Origin of the sequence: Rhizobium sp. B230/85, from assembly GCF_019355735.1 — a bacterium.
In the GTDB taxonomy this organism is placed as follows: domain Bacteria; phylum Pseudomonadota; class Alphaproteobacteria; order Rhizobiales; family Rhizobiaceae; genus Rhizobium; species Rhizobium rhododendri.
In genome coordinates, this window is record NZ_CP072157.1 from 515,226 (window position 1) to 537,197 (window position 21,972).

Consider the following 21,972-nt stretch of genomic DNA (forward strand, 5'->3'; position numbering starts at 1 on the left):
TTCCATAGCCTGTCGCCAACGTTGGCGGCGTGAAGGAGCTTGTCTTACCAATGAATAAACTTTCGCTTAGAATACCGTAATTCGGCATGTCAGGCCACTTACCTGCGGACAGTCCACGCTGACGGTACGAAAGAATGGTTCCATTGAGACCACAAAAGTTTTCGCATCTATTTAAGGATAGCAATCTCGCCGACTTCGGTGAAACTCTGCCGCCCATTGGGCAAAGTTTAAAGGTTGGCAGCAGCGAGCGTAATAGGCCAAGGTCGCCCATCGACGCGCGAGGTGCAGGATTTACAGGATTTACAGGTTTACAGGTTTACAGGTTTACAGGTTTACAGGTTTACAGGTTTACAGGTTTACAGGTTTACAGGTTTACAGGATAAAATTATCGGGCGGAACCCTTCGCAGTACAACCCAATAAATTGTCTTCAAGAGTTAGAAATCTGCCAGCAATCGGCATGCTGGAACACTCAATATCATATCAAAACGTGTCATTTGATCTGAAAAAACTGGCAATACTATTCGGAAATATTCCGCCGAAAGGCAAACCAATATATAAGATGAATGCGCTTTCATCTTTATTGCATAATCCTTCGGGATAGTTAAATAAATTTCTCAGGTGCACAGATTTTATGTAGACGGTGCAATTTCATTTATATACCTTCGAGAAAGTTTCTTCATTCGTCGCAATCGTAGCATCTGTATTTGGATAAAATATGGTATATATATATGATAGCTTCAAGACTTTCTATCCAGCCAAGGTAATACGCGCACGATCTATAGATGATGTCATTCGCGCTGTATCTTATGCGACATCTTCTGGTTTGAAAATTCGGCCTATGGGCCTTGGATACTCTTGGTCTGAACACTCTTTCACAAAAGGAATTTCTCTGCAATTGGATGGATTGCGAAGGCTCTGTGTCATCGATAGGGCTGCAAAGACCATAACGGTCGACGCCGGCGTGCGCATGGGCGATATTACACGCGCGCTCGGTCGGCGAAACCTGTGTCTACCATCACTCGCTTTTCTTCCAGAAATGACCGCGGGCGGTGCGGTGGCGACGGCGACGCACGGCACAAACCACCGGAGCGGTACAATGTCCGATTTCGTTGTGTCGATGGACGTCGTGCTTGCCTCCGGTGAGCTCAAGACTTTCGATAGAAAATTGGTGTCTGAGGCCGAGATGTGTGCGGCCAGGGTCTCAGTCGGCATGCTTGGGGTCATCACCAAAGTCGTTTTTCAAGCAATTGATATGCCGTGGGTCCGCTACACCAAACTTGAGATCGACCTCGACGAATTTATGGCGACCCGCACTGCCGTGTTGTCGCGATGCTCGCACGTCTGGGTCCACTGGTCGCTCGGCACAAACAAGATAAAGGTCGATTGCCTGGAAGAGCGGCAAGATAGGCATGAGGGCTTCAATCCCTATGTCAGCCACCGAAATGCAGTTTGGGAGCCAAGACGGCAGTCGATGCTGAGATCGATAATCCGCCCGGCTGTGCATTTGGCTCAAGACATAATACGCTCAAACGTGCCGGCGACAAAAGCACGATCAAAAAGTGACGTTCGGATCAGTATGCAATATTCGGTCGACACGAAGGACTGGGAGCGTGTTGTGGATCGTATCGCAGCAAGTCAATTTGCTAGCAGAAACTTCGGAAAAATTATGGAAATGAAATTCGTCAAGGGCAATAACCTGTCCTACCTTGGCCCAAATGCGGGCCAGGATGCTGTCTGTTTCAATATTTATTGGATGATTAAACGAAGCGAACAAGATGAGATCCTGCGCCCTTTCGAGGATCTCATGCGCTCATTTTCAGCCCGACCACACTGGGGAAAAGATCACAAGATTCCGGACGAAGCCTATATGAGATCGGCGTTTCCTCAGTGGGAAGCATTCGATTGCGTCAGGCGCTCGCTGGACAAAAATGACCTCTTCACAACCATCCGTTAACGCGGCGCGCGTCACCTTGCCTTCTACCGGGTGCCACATGGTTGTGACGGTCAGACTGTGTGATTTGATCGGCCAATTGTCTTTCAAGACAATATCGGTGGGGCCAGTTGTCAATTCCCATCGCAACCAACAAGGGCTAAGGGTGGCTATTATCGAGCGCTTAACGGAGCACAGATGACATCCTCACCAGATTGGGAAGGAAAAAGATTTTGTCATGTGTCGTTGGAAATATTCGATCAGCACATTCAATCAGGCTAAGATCCGGACCGATTTTTTTGACTGGACGAGCGTCGTTCTTTGACCGCCGTTCTGATGTAGGTGAGATAAAAGATACAGTGTGTGCACACATACCCAAACTGCAGAAGCGCGCCGTAGATGAGGCACCAGACCAACAGTTGTCCGGCGGAAACATAAGACGACTGAAAAAGGACTGCATAGACGCAAACGCCGGCAATCACGACAAGCGTGAAATGGAGTATTGGAAGTCTGATGGCGCACACCATGCCCACCAAAATCCAGACTAAGAAACTCCAATGCATCAACAGTTAGCTCCGAGACCCGCCAACAATAGCAGTGCAATCTTGTCTATAGCAGTCGCCCGATTTATGCAAATCTCTGCCCGCGCGCAGCGATAAAAATCGATGAACTTAGAAGACCGATTCTAAAAGCCGTCGCGTTTTTGGTCTGACGGGCCCGGCCTGCGAGAATTTGTCTGCGGCGCACCGAGATTTGTCTCGGGCAATTTTTCAACCCGGATGAGGTCGCCGGGTTCGACCGCGTCATTGTCGCCCACCGCGAGGGTCCTGGTATGACCGCTCACCAGTCGATCAATCGTCGTTTCAAATGACTGCAACCCGTCTTCCACGGCTGAGTTGGCGACCATAGGCGCTTGTAGCGCAATATTGTCTAAAAGCGCGCGCGTTGTCTGCACTTTCTCAGCATTGGCTCCAATCTTCGCCCTGACGTCCGCTGCTTCGGTCAACGCATCCACTCGGTAGCGATTGCGTAAATCGGTTATGTCCCGATCAACCTTCGCAACGTCTTGCTGGGCTTTCAAATTGGCCAGCGAAACATCAAGACTTCGACTTTCGAGGTCTGCCAGATTCTGGCTGGCGCCCAAGGATCGCGCCGACACGCTCAGTCCGGCAGATACCAGCTTATTGACGGTTCCAAGATCTTTACTGGCCAAGTCAATCTGCTTTGCCAGGGACGTGGCTTTCGACTGCAGCGCCTCGATCTGGTTCGAAGCAAGAACTCTTGCTTCATTGAGTGCGACGATCTCAGCGCTGATCGACCGCTGGCGGGTATCGAAGAGGTCTGCCTCTTCTTTCATGATGCGATCGACAATTGCCTGACCCGAATGGGTCGTTAGTTCTGGAGGAAAGACAACGGAAGGCTGATTGTTGATGATGGCATCGACCCGCGCTTGGCGGGCAAGGAGCCCAAAACGCTCGATATTCAAAGCACGAAGATCACCCCGCATTGTGAGCACATCACGTTGCAGACCCATCACGTTCACATCGACAGGACCTGTCATCCCCCCTGCCATGGAGAGCGCCTGAACCACCGTCAGGCCAGGACTATAAGCGTATTTTCCAGGCTTGGTCACCAGACCTGCGATGAAAAACGGCCGATATTCCGACACTTCAACCGAGGCGTTTGGTCGCTTTTGCATACCGACTTGGTTCTTCAAGCGCTCGCCAATCGAATCTGAGATCTGATCGACGGTAAGCCCACTCGCCGGTACCACTCCGACAATCGGCAGCGACAGGGTTCCTGCGGCAGAGATAACAAACTCGCCGTTCAACGGGACCCATTCAAATGCGGTGCCGGTTACCGGCCGCCATTCGAACACCCGGATCTTCAATTTATCTTGAGGACCGAGGATGTAATCTTCCGCGAGGGCAGAATACCCACTTAGGATCGCCAGGCCGAAAATCGATCCAAGCAGCAGGCGCCAGGTTGGGGTTATACGCAGTCGTCGCAATGGCTGGCACAACAACAAGACGTTAGACGTGGCTCTCTCCCAAACTGCTGAACGCATGGTTACACCCCAATTGAACTTTGATGTTTGGCAATCTTCGCAATCAGCATCTTTATGCCGTCCTCATCGCACGAGCGGGACTGATCGCCTCATCGACAAAAGCGCCAAACCTCTCCACGAAGGCATTGGTGGTGAAGTCTCCGGCACGCCTGACAGCAGCGGCGGGATTGAAATCAATCTTTTCGAGCCTCTCGATAGCGTCTATAAGCGCCTCCGTGGTCTGGACATCGAAAAAGACCCCGCTTTCATCCGCGATAACCGTTTCTGTCGCCCCTCCTCTCCCGTAGGCGATAACAGGACGACCGCTGGCCATGGCCTCCACAGGAACAATCCCAAAATCTTCCTCCCCTGGAAAGATGAGCGCGCGGCAATGGGCATAGTGGTGCCTCAATACGTCAAACGGTTGCGGCCCCAAGATCGTCACAGTCGGTCCAGCAAGTTTTCTTATTCGCTCGAGCATCTCTCCGCCGCCAATCACGACAAGCTTGGCTTTCAGGAGGTTGCAGGCAATCACGGCCAAATCCGGCCTCTTGTAACTGACCAGTTCTCCGACCATCAGATAATAATCGCCGACATCATGCATGGCGGCCGCCTTGAATGCATTGGTATCAACAGGAGGATGGATTACCTGGGCGTCGCGCCGGTAGTAAGTTTTGATACGCTGAGCAACGGTTGCGGAATTAGCAGAGAAGTGATCGACCCTGTTAGATGTCGCAACATCCCAGTTGCGCAAGTAGTGAGCAAGCGGAGGCATTAGCATTCGCGTGACCAATCCAGAGCTCTCATAATATTTATTATACATATTCCAGATGTATCTCATGGGGGAATGACAGTAACAGACGTGAACCGCGCCCGGCATAGGCAGAACTCCTTTTGCTGGCCCCGATTCACTGCTTATCACAAGGTCATACTCACTTAGATCAAGTTGCTCTAAGGCCATTGGCATCAATGGAAGGTATTTTTTATATAGCTTAGTAGAATATGGCAGTCGATTTATAAATGTAGTGATAATTTTATGACTCTTTATTACTTCTGATATGACCGTTGGGTCATATGCATGTGTGTAGATATCAGCAGATGGATACATCCTGCAGAGTGTTTCGAGGACCTTTTCGCCACCACGCATTCCAACAAGCCAGTAATGTATTATAGCTACACGCAAACGCAACCCCATTGATTATGTTATTGAATTGTGCTTCGCGAATATGAAGCAAAAGGACCATAAACCATACTTCATCCAAGAACATATTCAGTTTGCTTCACCTAAATATATCGGACGACTCCGAATTTTGATTAACTGCATACCTACGTTTAAATGTCGCGAGGAAATGATGCTGTTTAATTATGTTATTGTCAAACCCTTTACTACTTGTTAACCTATCTTCAGAGTGTAAAGCCGAGCCTCCGTAGGTGGTTAGCGTTGTCTCATTGAGGAGTATCGAATGAAAAGCGTCGATCTGATCACTGGCTTTGACGCATCGGAGGAGCCTACTGCGAATATTGCATCTATCCCGCCGCCGGTAACTGTAGATCACCGAAAAGCAGAGGATAGATTTGGAAGTTTCTTCAAATACCTGATAGATGCCTTTTTAGCCTTAATCGCTCTAGTGGCGTTGCTGCCATTGATCACAATGGTGTCCCTGATTTTACTGGCGACCCAGGGGGCGCCTATCCTGATAGCCCATCGCCGCATCGGAAAGCGCGGCGTGCCGTTTCACTGCTTCAAGTTCCGCACTATGGTGAAAAACAGCGATGAGGTCCTGGAGAAACACCTGAAGGATAATCCGGAGATACAAGCAGAATGGAATGCGAGTCGAAAGCTCAAGAAAGACCCTAGGGTAACGGCGTTTGGGCGCAGTTTGCGTCGCAGCAGCATCGACGAGCTTCCACAGCTATTGAATGTGCTTCGTGGGGATATGAGTTTGGTGGGTCCTCGCCCTATCACACAAAGCGAGACTTTATTCTACGGACCTCACATTGCTGACTACATAGCCGTTCGACCGGGATTGACGGGTCTCTGGCAGGTGAGCGGCAGAAGCGAGACAAGCTATTCCGAGCGTGTCGAAATTGACGTTCGCTACGTGGCAGAGCGAAGTTTAGTTGGCGATTTCGTCATTATGGCAAAAACTATTCCGGCCGTTCTCAGTACGCGTGGCAGCTATTGAGCATGGGAGATGACAACCATTTCCCGCCTCTTCGCTCTCAAGAACAAGTGCTGTCAAAGACCAACGCTGTCGTGCCATGCGGTCGGTACGACGACCAATAAATAAACGCTACGGCCGGCGCGTGGTCGCAGCCTAAAGACTACCGATAGAGGTGAACCGATGTCGACCTCTGACAGGCATGTCTCACCAGACATGGACGCGTCGACGTGAGGCTCACCGAACCCCTGAAATATCGTGTTTAATAGAGTACAGTTGATGGCGGTGGTTCGAAACCATTTCAGCAGATATTTCTGGCTTCGCCATCAGTGTGTGGCGACACCGTTGCGTGTGCTGGCATGAGTGTCGAGCCGATCGGCATTGCAACGATCTTGATAGGATTTTATTGCCTCCTTCGGGGAAGTAACACAACAATTATCGCGGCGGCCATCGCTTCAATTTTCGGCGCATCTGCGGCAATGCTCGTTGGCGCAGCGAATATCCAACCAGGCCACGTTATTCTTGGCTTTCTGGCATTGGGTGTCATGACCCGGCGCGAGGAGGCGCGCGCCCTTGTCCAGGCATTGCGCCCCTCCGAGCCTGGCTTTTGGCTTGCTGGTCTGGTCATCTACGGACTGATCAGCGCCTACTTTTTACCGCGCCTGTTGGAAGGCGCTACACAGATCGTGCCGCTTGGCAGCACAGTCTATGGCGAAACTCGATCCACCGTTCCCCTGACCACTGTGTCCAGCAATTTGACGCAAAGCGTTTACATGGTTGGTAATTTTATTTGTTTTACCATCACCGTTGCCGTTGCATCAACTCATCGAGGCTTCAATTCTCTTGTCGCGGGCTTGCTGGCTTGCTCGGTGCTCATTGTCGTATTCGCCTTTCTCGATATCGCAACCTTTAGCACGGGAACTCAAGCGGTTCTGAGCTTCATGAGAAACGCACGATACACGCTTCACACGGATGAACAGGTTGCAGGTGTCAAGCGCATCGTCGGATCATTTACCGAAACGTCATCGTTCGCACGCACGGCGCTTGGTACGTTTGCTTTCTGCACAACGCTTTGGCTGTGTGGCAGACGCCCTTTTTTGACCGGACTTACCGGTTTGATCTCGCTTATCCTTGTCGTTTTGTCCACGTCATCGACAGGCCTGGCCGGCGCTCCTGTGATCCTCGTTCTTCTTTATGTGACCGCCCTGTCGTTGAGCGGTCGTCAGAAGACTCGCAGTTTAACAACAGCGGCAATTATTTTCCTTCCCATCATCATGCTGGCGGTTTGCCTCTGGGTCGCTATCGACCCTGTTTTGTCGAAGGTCGTTTACAATTACGCCGACCTCGTTGTTCTTGGTAAAGCGTCAACCGATTCAGGGATTGAACGCAATTCTTGGAACGCGCTCGGCATTAAGAATTTTGTAGATAGCTATTACATGGGTGTTGGTCTGGGGACCGCGCGTACTTCGAGCCTGCTGCTCGCATTGCTGTCAAATGTCGGGCTACCGGGGTTATTTTTCTATTGCGCTTTTACCTATGGTGCTTTGCTGAAGCGCCGCGGCCTTCCTGGAAGTTTTACCGCAGATGTCCGGCTTTCGGCCCGTAATGGCTGTCTAGGATTGATGTTCGGAGATCTCTTGGTGTCTTCGGCAATTGACCAAGGCTTGTTCTTCTATCTGCTGGCAGCCTTAGCCACAGCAGAGCCAGAGCGCGCGACACGGACAGCCGCAATACCCTATCCTTTCCTAGGAGTTAAGTCATGAGTGAGACGGCATCCTTCACGATCAACGGTCGCTTCCTTGTCCAGAAGGCAACTGGCGTGCAGCGGTACGCGACAAATGTTGTCAAAGCGTTGGATGAGTTGTTGGCAACATCTGCGAAGCGCGTGCAGATTGTATCGCCACGGGGCGCTCGCGATCTCGGCTTGGCGAATCTGAGCCTCATTGAGGCTGGCCCACTCGCTGGCCACTCCTGGGAGCAAATCATACTGCCAGCGCGATGCCAGGGGCGTCTTTTGAACCTGTGCAACACGGCGCCGCTTTTAAAGACCGATCAAATCCTTTGTATTCACGACGCAAATGTCTTTGCGTCCCCTGAGAGCTACGGGCGCACGTTCCGCGCAGCCTATCAGACGCTGCAGCCGGTGCTGGCGCAACGATCAGCCCGCGTCACCGCCGTGTCTCACGCTGCAGCCCGCCAAATCGCACGGCATTTGCCCGTCTCCCTCAAAGATATTGCCGTTATTCCCAATGGACATGAACACGCCTTGAAATGGGATCCGGCAAAAGCCCAGATTGCACCTGACTTCATTCAAGTCCTGGAAGCAACGACAGGACGTCCGTTTGTACTGGTTCTGGGATCACGGGCGCGCCACAAAAATCTGTCGTTGCTCGTCAATGCGGCGCCAGATCTGGATGCGATTGGAATCAATCTTGTGGTTGCCGGTGGCGGAGATGGAATCTACGCGGCTGACATTCTTCAAAGTCGGCCCAACGTAAAATTTATCGGGCGCGTGACAGACGACGATCTAGCCTATCTACTCGACAATGCCCTCTGCTTAGCTTTTCCATCGTTTACGGAGGGCTTCGGCCTTCCGATTATCGAAGCTATGGCGCGCGGCTGCCCGGTTGTCGCGTCCGACTGTGCCAGCATGCCCGAAGTCTGTGGAGATGCAGCTCTAATGGCGTCGCCGAACGATGCTAAGGCTTGGGTCGACAGCATTCGGGCCCTGGTGCTTTCGCCCGAATTGCGTACCGATCTTGTCGGGCGCGGTCACGAGCAAGCGCACCGCTTTCGATGGTGCGACGCAGCTGCAGTTTATCTCGATTTGCTCGAGAGACCCTCGTCGCAGGCACAATCCTATAATCCACCGCAGCCACGCCTTCCCCGCACGGCCGTGGTTGTCGCGACAAGGGGACGGCCTGAGGTTGTGAAGGCGACTGTTCAATATCTGCTTGGTACGCAAACATTTGCGCCTGAGGCATTGATCGTCTCATGCGTCAATCTTGCAGATGCCGGCGATCTTGTTGACAACCCGGCGGTGACCGTGTTGACGGGCCCTCCGGGTCTTGCCGCACAGCGAAACACCGCGCTTGGCGCATTGCCGCCGACTGCCGAGATCGTGGCTTTTTTCGACGACGATTTCATCGCAGATAAAGAATGGCTTAGGAAGGCCGCCGCGACGTTTCGCGACGAAAGCCAGGTCATTGGCTTTACCGGTCGCGTCCTCAAAGATGGCATCACTGGAGATGCCGTCTCCTTCGACGAGGGCCTCCGTCTCATCGATTCCGCCCCGCCTTGCGATTGGACATGGATAGAGCCCTACAGTCCTTACGGCTGCAATATGGCGTTTCGCGTCAGCGCCATTGGCGACACGCGCTTCGATGAGCGGTTGGTACTGTATGGCTGGCTTGAGGACCGGGATTTTGCAGCAGCCATTGCAAAACCGGGCGGTCGGCTCGTCAAGGGCGCTGATGCTTTCGGCGTCCATATGGGAGTCAAAAGCGGCCGCGTCGCAGGAGACCGCCTCGGCTACTCTCAGATCGCCAATCCCATTTATCTCCTATTGAAGGGTACCATGTCGTCAAAGCGGGTCTTTACGCACATCGGTGCAAACATGCTGAGCAATTTCGTAAAAGCCCTGAAGCCGGAGCCGTTTATTGACCGACGCGGGCGAGCCAAGGGCAACTTGATTGCCATCGCAGATGTGGTGTGTGGGAAAATCACGCCTGAGAAGGCCGGAATGCTGTCCTCTGCAAGCCGTACGCTTAAAGTCAATGTAGGAGCGAAGTCGAGATGACGAATAACAGTCCGCAACCTTGGGAGCGCGCTTCGCGACTATGGCGCTTTGACACTACCCCCGCAGAAACTGTCAACGAAGGACCACTTGCACTTCTACGCTCAGCTGGGGTGCTTGCAACTCGTCATAAATATAAACTTGTCGTCTTTACCACAGTCGGTCTTGCGTTCGGAGTGGTCTATGCGCACTCGCTTCCGAAGGTTTACACAGCGACGGCGACCCTTCTCCTGGAACCTCGGCGCCAAGCTGCCGTGTCTGGTCAGGACGGCGGTGCACAGGGGCTCGATTTGAACCGCGCCGACAGTGAATTGCAAATCATTCGTTCCGAGCGTCTTTTGAGTACCGTGTTCGACACGCTCGAACTGCAGAAAAATCCGGAATTCGGTCCGCGCCCTCCATCCAAGGTGAGCGTAATGCTCTCCAGTTTAAGGGCTGTGGCGGAAAGCCGGTTGAGGTCCGCGTTTCCCTGGACTTCCACGGCACTCGACATGGCAGAGGCCACTCCCACCCCTGTCGGCCTGGGGGTAGAGGAAGAGCTTAGAAAGACAACCGATGCTCGCCAGGCGGCATTTTTGAACTTTACCAGACACATCGAGGCTCGCCGTCTTGGCCAATCCTATGTCATAGAAATAGACTTTTCATCCTCTGAGAGAGATTTGCCGGCAGTTGTAGCGAATGCGGCCGTCTCAGCCTACATCTTGCAATCCGTCGCCTTTAAATTGCAGATGGCAATCTCCGGTACCGAGGCCTTGCAATGGCGTCTCGATGCACTCAACGCGCAGGTTGACGCTGCCACAACAGCGATCAAAAACGGAGCGTTACCAGCGATCGGAACGCCGGACGCGGATGCCCGCGTCATTGGCGCAGCCTTGGCGCCGTTGAGCCCGTCCGGCCCCAGGACCTCACTCATCATCGCTTTGGGAGGAGTGCTGGGTCTATTGATCGGGTTGTTCAGCCTTGCACTTAACCTGGCCTTCAACCGCAAAATTCGCAGTGCCAAGGAGTTGGCACGAGAGACGGGTGTAGTCTGCCTCGGCATCCTTCCGGATGCAGGTAGCCGCAGCAATGCAACTTGGCGGTCAGATGGCTACAGAGCTGCCATGGTTGTTGGTCAACCCCGCAGTCCATACGCTGCTGCAGTCCGCAATCTTCGAACGTCCATCGAGATTGCTTGCTCGTCGGTCCGCAGCGAACGAAGCGTCGTCGTTGCCATAGCCAGCTGGGACGCACCGAGCGGAGCGTCCACACTTTGCTTGAGTTTGGCCCAATTAATCAGCCATAGCGGCCGCCATGTCACACTGTTCAAAGCTGATGTGAACGAATTGCCTGACAATGCCTCGCAAGAGACATCCATGGCGACGAATCTCGCGGACATCTTGATCGCAGACGTGAAGCCCGAGGAAGTCATATTTACACATGGCGACTGTGATGACATCGCCGTCCTCCCTATTCACTCGAAGAATGCGGAATCAAATCTATTCGCCGACTTCAGAGATCGTCGAGTCTCTCGTCTCATTGAAACAGCTCGCATCTCCAGCGATGTCTTGTTAGATCTGCCACCGCTGACAGGATCGACAGACGCGTTGGCGTTGGCCATACATGCTGATGCTGTTGTGGTGGTCGTTACTGAGGGACGCACGACAATCGATGAGGCCATTGACACAATTCAACAACTGCGCAGGGCCGGAGCAAATGTAATTGGCACCGTCCTTAACCGTGCCAAGGCGTAGTAAAGGCGAGCCACCGCCACCTGAGAACCAGCAAAATGATGCGGTGGTGGCGCTCGACCAGATGAATGACGAAACCTTGATCGAAGGAGTGCTGTCTCGCTCGACCGCTTCAAGACGCAGCCCGCGACGTCCCGCGTCCACTGCCCGTCAGATTATGCTTACAACCAACTACCAGCGCGGTGTGCTTGTTGATGCAGCGCCCTGAACAGTGCTGTTTCAAGTTGAGGAAATTCCGGGGCTTTCAAATCGACCCTAACTATTCCTTGTCCTATGCTTGTTAGCGCGTTACTTCACCATCAAAATTCGGGCAACGGAAAAGTGATGAAGCGTTTTGGCGGCTTCAACCCAATGAATCCCGGTCCCCGCTAGGGTGAAACGATCAGCGCCGACGGACGAACTGGCCGACCACACTAGCGGTCACGTCAACCGGTTTCGCGGTCAAGCAGGGCTTCATGCCTGGTCAATGATTTCGAACCTGCCGCGGCCGACGGAAAGTCTCATCCCCAGTGCCAGAAGGGAAAGCGTATAGGCGACTGCTCCAGCCGCAGACACCATCACCAACTCAACGGTATGGTTCAACGGATACCCGACAAGTTGGTAACGCAATGCTAGAACGATGACCGCCATGCACCCGTTGGCTGCCCCCACTTTCCAGAGATTTTTTAACTGAACACCTATGTTGAGCGACAGCAATCGGCGAGCCTCCAAAACGTAGAAGCCGAACATGATGACAGACAGGAGCACTCTCGCTACGCTCGCGCCTATGTAGGAGTAGAGCAAGATACCCGTCGAAATTAGAATAATCCGCAACATCAGGTCTATGGCATTTAGTTTGAAGAGAATATTTGGGCGATTCACCGCCAAACCCACCGAATAAAGGGTTTGGAAATACGGCGTCGTGATCACTGACAGGGCGAGGATACTCAGTGCCGGCGCAGCACCTTGCCATTTTGCACCAAGCAATATCTCCGTCAGCAGATCTGCCGTCAGGGAAATCCCCACGCAGATCGGCAACGATATCAACATCGCAAAACGGGCAGTCTTTAAAAATGCGAGCCTGAGACGCTCCACATCCCCGGAAATACGCGAAAATGCTGACATGACAGACTGCATGGCAGGTCCAATCACACTCTGCGATGGCAACCCAGCCAAATCGCTTGCAATCGCGTATCGGCCAAGTGTTGCATTATCTGTGGCCGCTCCGATGAAGACGCGGTCGAATTGCCAATTCAATGCGGAGACAAGCTGAGACCCACTGAACCAACCTATAAAACTCGAGAAGTCTGAGAAGCGTGCCAGTGAGAATGCCGGCCTGTAGGGTGCCAGTACATAGGATACGATTGCCGAAATGATGCAGTTTGACACAAAATTCGCAGCAATCGCCCAGTATCCACCGCCCAATAAGACGATCGAGATCGTCAAAAAGAATGAGAAAAATTTGCCGCTGAACTCCATCATGAAGGCCCGTCTAAAGTCCAAATCACGCGCGAAATGAACCATCGCGGGGCTGTTGAAACCTTTGACGAAGGGGCCAACCGTCAAAACTGCGACAAGGGGTACAAGCGCGCTGTTATCATTGAAGAATGAAAAGGGCCATGCAGCGCAAAAGATGATGATCGCAATCAGTACGCTTCTCAGGATGCTCAACGTAAAACCCGTATCGAGATGCGTCTTATCGATTACGTCTAAGCGCAATAGCGCTTGGGTCACGGGCATCTCGAGCACAGTGTCCACCACTGCAACAAGAGACATACCCAAGGCGGCTAGCCCGAAGTCCGACGGTGTTAAAATCCGTGCCAAAACTAGCAATGTAAAGAAGTCGACTATTTTTCCTGCGAACCGCGAGACGATTAGCCAGCTAGCACCCTGAACCGCTTTAAAGGCAAGCATTGTGGCTCACTTGGTTGGCACGTGACAAAACGCAGCCACGCAACGTTACTTTCACAAAAGAGCGTCGGCCAATGCTGAGCGAAAAACAGCAAGCAGGGCGAATCTTCGAACGCGACCTTTCTAGAGAGTATCCTACCGGCAGAAAATCGGCCGTCACCCACAATCGAGCTTTGGACTTGGGGGCATCAAGGCGTTGGCGCTGCACTTATCCATCCTTTGATCGCGAAAATATCAGCCAAGTACGAACGGAGACGTCGAAGAACACTGGAAATGCATCACCAAGACGTACCACGTTTTCCTACATATAGGCTACCGGATATAAAATCGGTCCGCTCAGCCATAGTCAAAGAAAATCTCGGATATTTGGACAAATAGTGCGCTACGATCAGAACCAAATTCAACAACGATGCAGATATCTCGCCTGTTCTGCCAATTAGACTTTAAAATTCTTTTTTTTGAGATATCATAAATATAGCGGTGGAGCGGGGACGTTTTATGACCGACAACCTTATTCATCAGGACCGCGCATCCTATTTCCTTGAGGAAGAATTTGACGCAGTTGTACTTGGTGCTGGAATATCGGGGCTCGTATCGGCGGCCATTTTATCGCGTCAAGGACATCGTAACATTCTCATCATTGACGACTATGAGCACGTTGGTGGAAATCACCTGGACTGGTCTTCAAATGGTTATACTTTTGATATTGGCAGCTTAGTTTTCCAGGATGATTCACCGCTCCTGTTCTATTTCCCAGAATTGCTACCTCTGTATCTACCAATTGAGCCGGAGTGGGCGCGATTGAACCCACAGGGAATGGTGACGAGCTATCCAATCTCGATCCGCGATGACATCTTTGGTAGTGGCCCCGTGGGCACCGTCAGGATATTCGCATCGGTCATCTTTTCTCGTCTCTTCAGGCGGCGAATGGACAATGCGCACGACTTTGCGCGCTTCTGGATAGGGGAATACCTGCTGGGACGTTCTGGGCTGGAGTCGTACATGCAGCGCTTCTACGGCATCTCGACCACAGAGATCGATATCGATTTGGCCAAAAAGCGCATGATGTGGATCAGCGAGCACGCGTCGTTGCGAAAGCTACTATCGCGGTTGCTCCCGCGACGACCTTCGGGCAAACCAAATCGGCAATTGGCCAGGCCGAAAGCCGGCTTCAGCGCTTTGTATAAAGTGGCTGTTGACAAGCTTGAGACCGAGGGGGTCGCTGTCAGTTTGTCGGCGCAAATGAGAAGCATTGAGAAAGCCGGAAGTCAGTTTCGGTTGCGCACGAAAGATCGGATCGTCGTCACCAGCAGACTTATATCTACCACTCCGATCGAACGGACGGTCGCACTATGCGGCTTGGACCCCGGCCCTCCTCTCGAAACAATCACGCTGATCGGATTGTTTTTCAGTTTCAAAGGCGACCGCGGTTTCCGCCAGCCAATTATCTACAATTTCTCGTACAAAGGCGCTTGGAAGCGGCTGACTATGCATTCGGATTTTTACGGCCTGGTTGACGCTCGAGAGTATTTTGGTGCCGAGGTCATCGCCCATCACGCAGGCGGTACGATTGAGAGCGCTGAAGCAGATTTTCGTGAACACGTCTCTGAAAACGGCCTTTTCAAAGGCGAGCTTAGATTGGAAGGCGCCCGCGTGCTTAGCCATGCCTATCCTATCTACAGACGGGGAGCCGCCCAACATGCCGCAGAGGCAATAGAAAAACTGCGCGTATTCGGCATTGAATCTTTCGGTCGACAAGGCGGGTTCAATTATCAACCCACTGCACGATCTTCAACTGTGGAGGCCGAAGAAGCGCTCCGTCCATCAGCAGCTTAACCGTTTGCTTCAATTTACGCCCGGTTCTCTCACCTGACGTGGCGGCAGTCCGAACGTGGCTTGAAAGTCCAGCAATCACCACAAAATGCCCGGAGGCGTATTTGCGCATATTGCATATTCTCAATCACACAAATCGCTCCAACGGCCATGTCCATGCAGCAGTGGATCTTGCTTGCGCTCAGGCCAAGCTGGGACATAATGTCTGTTTGGCCAGCGGGGGCGGAGATTTCGATGAGCTGCTATCTAATAACTCGGTTTCTCAGACCACTCTCTCCCATCAGCGCTCGCCCCTGTCCGCACTCAGGTCAATTGCTGCCTTGCGCGCTTTTGTCCGAAATTGGCAACCTGATATCGTTCACGCCCATATGATGACGAGCGCAGTGCTCGCATGGCCGGTGTGCAAGATCGTGGGCGTTCCCCTCATCACAACTGTCCACAATGAGTTTGAGAAAAGTGCTATCTTGATGGGGTTGGGTTCACGCGTCATAGCGGTGAGCGACGCGGTTGGCGCTTCCATGATCAAGCGTGGCATCAGTGCTCGACGCCTGCGTGTGGTTTTGAACGGAACAATCGGTTGTGCCCGTTCCGGGAACCGAACACATGTTGAATTGGCATTGCAATCTCCCAGCGTCCTTTTCGTCGGCGGCCTGCACCCCAGGAAGGGGCTCCCAGATCTGCTCGAGGCGTTCCAAATAGCGCACCGGGATGTCCCGAACTCGAGGCTGTATGTGATTGGCGGCGGGCCGTTCGAGCACAAATATCGCGACATGGCTTCAAGGATGGAGTGCGCCAGCGCCATCCTTTTTATGGGTCCACAAGATGATCCTTTCAGTTGGATGGCAAGTGCGGACATTTTCGCGTTGCCTTCGCATGCCGACCCCGCGCCCCTTGTGCTTTCGGAAGCGCGGGAGGCCGGGTGTGCAATCATCGGAGCGAACGTCGATGGCATACCGCAGTTGATTGAGTTCGGTGCGGCAGGATTGCTTGTCGAGCCGAGAGATATCGTCGGTTGGGCAAGAGTACTTAGATGTTTGTTTGAAAGCCCGTCGCTGGTTGAGGAATGGCAACGCAAGAGCCAGTTCAACATTGAGCGCATGACTATAAAGCGCGTGGCTGCCGAAACGCTCGACGTTTACAAGAGCGCCCTGCGTGACAAGTCGCCGATCGTAAGCGGCTCCACGCACCCGGCAACAAAATGAAACTGATAGACCTGGAGGATACGATGGCAGTTTTGAAATCCCGGCGCGACGTGTTGATTGGATCGGCAGCGCTTGCAGCGGCAGGCACCTTGATCATGATAGGCACTGATGTGCAAGCTGATGAAACCGAAGACCCCACCAAGGACATGTCGCTGACATTTGATGAGAACTTTGCCATGTTGGATCCCGCCATATGGTACGCCGGCGCAAAACCAAGCACATCTGATACAGGCTTTTATGGACGATCAGCGTTCAGTCGGATCAACGGCGAAGATGGCTACAATCCATATGCGATCATTGACGACCCCTCGACAGAAAATGGCAAGGCATTGCAAATGTCGGTCCGTCATCTGGGTCGCAAAATGAATGTGCCAAATTATTATGGCAACGATAATCCAGAATATCAGTGGGTATCTGGGAACATTCAGACAGCCAAGCCCGATGGGACAATCCTGCAGGGCTGGCGAGAGGGATATTTCGAAGCAAGAATGTGGTTTCCGGCACATTTCCTGACGTTCCCCGCATTCTGGCTGATGAACGGCAGGAGCATTCTTCACCCACAGACCACTGTCGAGCTCGACATCGTCGAGCAAAAGGGATCGGAAAGTGATCTATACGGGGCTTACCTGCACGAATGGGGACAACCGAACGAGCATCACCAAGGCGTTGGCGTTCCGACCGACGTCGACATCACCAAGGGATATTTCCGCTACGGACTTCTTGTGAAAGACGCAAAGTTCAGGCTCTATTTCGAGCGCAAGCCAGTTATCGACCCCAAAACCCTCGAACCTGTAAACTGGACGATTGGAAGAGCAGCTGAGATGCAGTCTAACAACGATGTGTACTGGCCGATACTAACATTGGCGCTGCGGGCCGACGTTCCCTATCCCACTCAGCTAGATCCAAACGATTATGAGGCCCACATGCGCGTCGACTATGTCCGGGTCTACACCTGAACTGAGACCGTTGTTGGTGTGGTGCCGCTCTTACTGATTTTGACTAGGGCCTGGGTAGAGCGAAGAGGTTCGACCACTCATATAATAGCCAACCATGCCTATCCATTCCTTCGCAGCGACGCCAAGGAGTGATGCGTTTGCCTCCGGCTGAGATATGTCAAATCGCAAGCTCTCCGTTCCAATTGTGCGATAATCGGTAACCCATGGTATCACATCGATACCCAGTTTACGGAATATACCAACAGACCGCGGCATATGGAAGCCAGAGGTAACGAGAAGGCAGTGGGACAAACCATTGGCATCGAGGAGTTTCTTGGTATTGATGGCGTTCTCGAAGGTCGTGCGGGATGTGCTGTCTTGCAGTAGCCTGTCATGTTTGATTCCAAAGACAGTGAACATCCTCTCGGCGATAATTCCATCTCCCAGGTAACCGCCGGTAATAAAACCGTCCCCTCCTGATACGATAATGCGCATAGCAGAAAACTTGTTGGCCAGTCGGAGTGCTTCCACAAACCGGTCTCCCGCATCCGTCATTTCGTATCCCCCTCGGACTGTATCAACGTCGTTGGTAAAACCACCCCCCAATATGATGGCGCACTGAACATCGAGTGGATCAGCAGAAGGGCGCGGAAAGCGATCCTCCAAAGCTTCAACCATGACAACCCCGGTCGTTGTGAACAAAGCGACAAGAAGAATGGAAGCCGGCACCAGGACAAGCAACAAGCTGAGCCGCCGTCTGCGGAACCAGATGGCAACAAGTGCGAAGACGCAAAAAATGAGAGAAAGAGAAAAAGGTTGCAGAAGTATCCAAATGACTTTTGAAATAATGAACATTTTGTTCGCCTAAAAAGGATTAGATTTCCTGGAAGTCGGAGCGTTCGGACGACGTTCCCACCGTGAATTGACTTGCCAATGTCAAAGTCCCCGTCAACGATTGGACTACGGTCAGCCAACCGTCTTAGCTACCTCATTATCGGTTCTCACCGGTTTCATGTGATGGCCGGCTAGAGGGCTCGATAGCCTTGCTCTGCCGATTGGTTCGAGGGACGGCCAAACCTGCGCCACCGGCTTTCACACTTTCTAACCGATCACCGAGCCTCGAACGCCGGTACGTCTCCCATTTTCACTGGTGCCCTGCCCGCGGCTGTCAGTATCGCCGCTGCATGGACATCAACGATCTGATCGACGTCAAAGCGAGAAACATAAGCTTTCCGATAATCTGAATACGTTTTCTCATAGCGGAGATTGTCGACGTAATAAGCCATAGCGGCCACCAGTTGTTCAATCTTATCAGCCTGAACCAGGCGTCCCAGCTTTTCGTCGGTGAGGATGTCGCTAGGACCGAACTGACAATCAGTGGAGACCACCGGCATGCCAAATCGCAGAGCTTCGCAAATCGCCAACGACCATCCTTCCCAGCGCGATGTTGAAACAAAAACATCGCTCGCTGACAACGCGGGAGCTGGATTGTCTGGAAGATTGTCAAAAGTAATCACAGATTGCATGTTCAGTTGCAAAACTTGCTGGCGCAAGGCGGCCTCGTCTTCTCCGTATCCGACGATCCTCAGCCTTACGTTTTTTCGTATTCTTGCCAACTCCGAGAATGCAGATATCAGAATATCCTGCCCCTTCTGGTGGGTAAAGCGCCCCACATTGACAAAGGTCACAAAGTCCTGATCGATGGCACAATTCGATCGATCGTCGAACCGTCTGACGGGATTTGGCAGCCAGGTCTGGCGCACCTCACTGCCAAACATCTTTCTAAAGCTTTCCAGCTGCCGCGGCGAAGTTCCAAAAACGTCGGACACGTGCCGCAAAAAATAGAACTTCATGAGGAAGAATAACACCTTCGCCTTCCAGTGACTGCATTCCCTATGCGGATTTCCATGCAAATAGACGGCGATACGTTGAGGGATACCAAGACACGCGATCATCACTAGAACTGCAGGTTCTATCTGAGGCACGACGACGAGCTGGTAGTCCTTGCATGCCACGGTGCGCCGGCAAATTTTCATCATATGAAGAGTATTTCGACTGATGCGGGTGATCTCATTATAAGCGGGACGGGATTTCGGTCTATTCTTGTGCTCGGATGTGTAGAGGACATCCAATTCGATCGAAGCACCAAACTTGCGACTAATCTCAGAGCAAACTGTATCCACAACGTGTTCCACGCCGGCAAATGATTTAGTATTTTGTTGTATATATAATATTTTTATTTTCTTATTTGCGACGATTGACGACATTAGCGACATAAAACTCCGCCTAAAGATAAAATACCGTAATAGAATGTTCTTTCAGGCCATTTTTCACAAAATAACGTCTAACTCAGCACCTTGAGGGGGAGTGCCTCCGCAAGTTCCAGAGCTATTATCTTATCTACCCCTAGTGCAAATCAACGGGCAATTGAATTCTTATTTCATTCGAAACAGAATGACTGCGAAATATGACTGATCAAATTCCAAAGAGGCGGGGTGCGAATAATGGTGTCCGTGACCTGCTCATGACAGTTTAAGCGCCGTCTTCGGTCACACCACGAGAAATCATTGGCATAAAATATCGTCCAGCTTACCGTTTTGTAACGCGTGCACCATGGGTATATGCGAAACGCAGCTTGCAGCGCCTTCCGCTTTTATGCATGCCCGCAACACGATTTACAATATTCAAAATATCTCATGTTTAGAAATAGGGCTAGATTCCATCTTCTAGACTATCTGTACTCACCATATGCTATATACAGCTACGACTGTGTAATTCCGTCAAAGGTTTTTTTGAATTACAACTTTCATTCTGTGATTCCATACTTGAATGATACGTTTTATTAACCCATTAATGGCTTCATCGACGGAGCGAATGGTTTTGTGAATTTCGATTCGAGGCGCAGCAACACGATTCAGGTGGTGATAACCAGAACGGTGCGATCTCCTCGCTGAAACAAGCTTTTGGGGGATCTGGCGTGGTTTTTATTTCAAGGTGCGCTCCTGCCATCCTCCTGGTTCTTTCGGGCTGCGTCAGTGGCCCTGATTATAAGCCGCCAATCATGCCTTTGCCGGCCACTTTTTCAGAGCCGAGCGCCGGATCTTCTGATGGTATCGTCTCCAGGGAATGGTGGCGCGCCTATAGCGACGAGACACTGGAGGCGCTTGTCGCCAGGGGACTCTCTCAGAATATTACCATTCTATCTGCGATTGAGGCGATCAACGCAGCCCAAGGTGATGTCGTCGTCGCTGGATCTGGTGGGTTGCCAAACATCGCAGTTGGCGCGGACCAAACCATAAGCGGTGAAACGGGAAATCTCCGCACAGCGGCGAGCAGCACCAGTACGTCTCGCGGGGGAGCAACGTCTTCATGGCTACTCGATTTCTTTGGGCAGTACCGTCGAGCCCGTGAGGGGGCGTTGGACTCGCTCGATGCTGCCTTTGCGACTGTCGATGTCGCCCGCCTGGCTTACGTGCAGGACGTGGTCACCGGATACATAAATGCGCGCTACTATCAGATTCGTATTTCGATCGCCCGGGAAAACCTAAAATCTCGACGAGACACGCTTAACCTTACAAAGTTCCAGCTCACTGCCGGCGCTGCTTCGAGGTTGGATGTTGTTCAGGCGGAGGGACTGGTCAACTCGACACTTTCGGAAGTTCCCGGTTTGGAAGTAAACTATCGCCGCGAGGTTCACCACATCGCGGCCTTGCTTGACGCGCCAGCAGCCGAAATTCTTGAGCTGATGAAACGCGGCGAAACGCAGCCAGTATACAAAGGTGGCGTCTCTGCGGGTGTCCCAGCGGATTTGATCCGCAATCGTCCGGATGTACGTCGTGATGAAAGACAACTCGCCGCCGCTGTCGCACAGATAGGAATCGCTCAAGCCCAGCTGCTACCTAGCATCACACTCAATGGCAGTATCTCCCCCTCTTACATCCATACGGCCGGTCGCGGCGGAGGCTTGACCACCTGGTCTTTCGGCCCGGCCTTAAACCTGCCAATTCTCGATGGTGGCCTGCTGCGGGCAAACGTAAAAATCGCCGAATCCAACGCCAAGGTTGCCTACCTGACATGGAAAGGAACTGTGCTTACCGCCGTCGAAGAAGTCGAAAATGGTTTGGTGGCCGTCAACCGCGACCCGCAAACAATAGCAGCACTGCGTGCCCAGGTTAGGTCTTATCGCGACGCTGTATCGCTGTCGACGGCAAGCTATAAGGACGGAGCTTCCTCATTACTAGATGTTCTTGACGCACAACGCTCCGTTACCAATGCCCAGCAAAATCTGGCTGCTGCAGTCCAGCAACTTGCAACCGACTACGCAGCTTTAAATGTCGCCATTGGCGCCGGGTTTATCTTACAGACGGATAGCAAGGGTCAGTCGCGTCCCGCAGCCGAAAAGCATGTTGCAAAACTCGGCGTTTCTAACGAGTAGTCGAAGTTGCC

14 protein-coding genes are annotated in these 21,972 nt (G+C 52.3%); 9 read left to right on the forward strand and 5 right to left on the reverse strand.

The window, feature by feature from the left end:
- The first annotated feature begins 716 nt into the window (after positions 1-716).
- Positions 717-1,955, forward strand: coding sequence for an FAD-binding protein (locus J5289_RS20520; RefSeq protein WP_209207427.1), 1,239 nt, complete (start codon positions 717-719; stop codon positions 1,953-1,955).
- A gap of 661 nt (positions 1,956-2,616) precedes the next feature.
- On the opposite strand, the gene J5289_RS20525 is transcribed toward J5289_RS20520, so the two are convergent.
- The gene (locus J5289_RS20525) at positions 2,617-3,999 is read right to left on the reverse strand and encodes a polysaccharide biosynthesis/export family protein (protein WP_142831109.1); all 1,383 of its coding nucleotides are present in this window, start codon (positions 3,997-3,999) and stop codon (positions 2,617-2,619) included.
- A 52-nt stretch (positions 4,000-4,051) separates the two neighbouring features.
- Complete coding sequence (locus J5289_RS20530) at positions 4,052-5,125, reverse strand: glycosyltransferase (RefSeq protein ID WP_209188154.1); 1,074 nt, start codon at positions 5,123-5,125, stop codon at positions 4,052-4,054.
- A 316-nt stretch (positions 5,126-5,441) separates the two neighbouring features.
- Between J5289_RS20530 and J5289_RS20535 the strand changes: the two genes are divergently transcribed.
- The 4 genes from J5289_RS20535 to J5289_RS20550 all read left to right on the forward strand — a co-directional run bounded on the left by J5289_RS20535 (position 5,442) and on the right by J5289_RS20550 (position 11,669).
- Positions 5,442-6,164: a sugar transferase gene (locus J5289_RS20535; RefSeq protein WP_142831108.1), complete on the forward strand. Its 723-nt coding sequence runs from the start codon at positions 5,442-5,444 to the stop codon at positions 6,162-6,164.
- 335 nt (positions 6,165-6,499) lie between these two features.
- Positions 6,500-7,903, forward strand: a complete 1,404-nt coding sequence (locus tag J5289_RS20540) for a hypothetical protein (protein ID WP_209186121.1) — start codon at positions 6,500-6,502, stop codon at positions 7,901-7,903.
- Positions 7,900-9,939 carry a glycosyltransferase gene (locus J5289_RS20545; protein WP_209207426.1) on the forward strand — a complete coding sequence of 680 codons (2,040 nt, stop codon included), beginning with the start codon at positions 7,900-7,902 and terminating at the stop codon, positions 9,937-9,939. Before J5289_RS20540 ends, J5289_RS20545 begins: the two co-directional genes overlap by 4 nt.
- Complete coding sequence (locus J5289_RS20550) at positions 9,936-11,669, forward strand: Wzz/FepE/Etk N-terminal domain-containing protein (RefSeq protein ID WP_142831105.1); 1,734 nt, start codon at positions 9,936-9,938, stop codon at positions 11,667-11,669. The genes J5289_RS20545 and J5289_RS20550 overlap by 4 nt, the downstream gene beginning before the upstream one ends.
- 450 nt (positions 11,670-12,119) lie before the next feature.
- Here the strand turns inward: J5289_RS20550 and J5289_RS20555 are convergent, their stop codons facing one another.
- Positions 12,120-13,559, reverse strand: coding sequence for a lipopolysaccharide biosynthesis protein (locus J5289_RS20555; protein WP_209186118.1), 1,440 nt, complete (start codon positions 13,557-13,559; stop codon positions 12,120-12,122).
- A gap of 495 nt (positions 13,560-14,054) precedes the next feature.
- Between J5289_RS20555 and J5289_RS20560 the strand changes: the two genes are divergently transcribed.
- The 3 genes from J5289_RS20560 to J5289_RS20570 all read left to right on the forward strand — a co-directional run bounded on the left by J5289_RS20560 (position 14,055) and on the right by J5289_RS20570 (position 17,547).
- Entirely contained in the window at positions 14,055-15,392 is a 1,338-nt protein-coding gene (locus J5289_RS20560) for an NAD(P)-binding protein (protein WP_209207425.1), read from the forward strand.
- Between the two features lie 101 nt (positions 15,393-15,493).
- A complete protein-coding gene (locus J5289_RS20565; RefSeq protein WP_209188079.1) occupies positions 15,494-16,591 on the forward strand; it encodes a glycosyltransferase family 4 protein in 1,098 nt (365 codons plus the stop codon).
- A 23-nt stretch (positions 16,592-16,614) separates the two neighbouring features.
- Complete coding sequence (locus J5289_RS20570) at positions 16,615-17,547, forward strand: 1,3-beta-glucanase (protein WP_142831101.1); 933 nt, start codon at positions 16,615-16,617, stop codon at positions 17,545-17,547.
- Between the two features lie 30 nt (positions 17,548-17,577).
- Here J5289_RS20570 and J5289_RS20575 read toward each other — a convergent pair whose 3' ends face one another.
- Both J5289_RS20575 and J5289_RS20580 read right to left on the reverse strand, forming a co-directional pair.
- Positions 17,578-18,381, reverse strand: a complete 804-nt coding sequence (locus tag J5289_RS20575) for a YdcF family protein (protein WP_209207424.1) — start codon at positions 18,379-18,381, stop codon at positions 17,578-17,580.
- A gap of 254 nt (positions 18,382-18,635) precedes the next feature.
- Entirely contained in the window at positions 18,636-19,793 is a 1,158-nt protein-coding gene (locus tag J5289_RS20580; protein WP_247750745.1) for a glycosyltransferase, read from the reverse strand.
- A 710-nt stretch (positions 19,794-20,503) separates the two neighbouring features.
- Here J5289_RS20580 and J5289_RS20585 point away from each other — a divergent pair.
- Positions 20,504-21,961: an efflux transporter outer membrane subunit gene (locus tag J5289_RS20585; protein WP_209186113.1), complete on the forward strand. Its 1,458-nt coding sequence runs from the start codon at positions 20,504-20,506 to the stop codon at positions 21,959-21,961.
- Positions 21,962-21,972 lie beyond the last annotated feature (11 nt).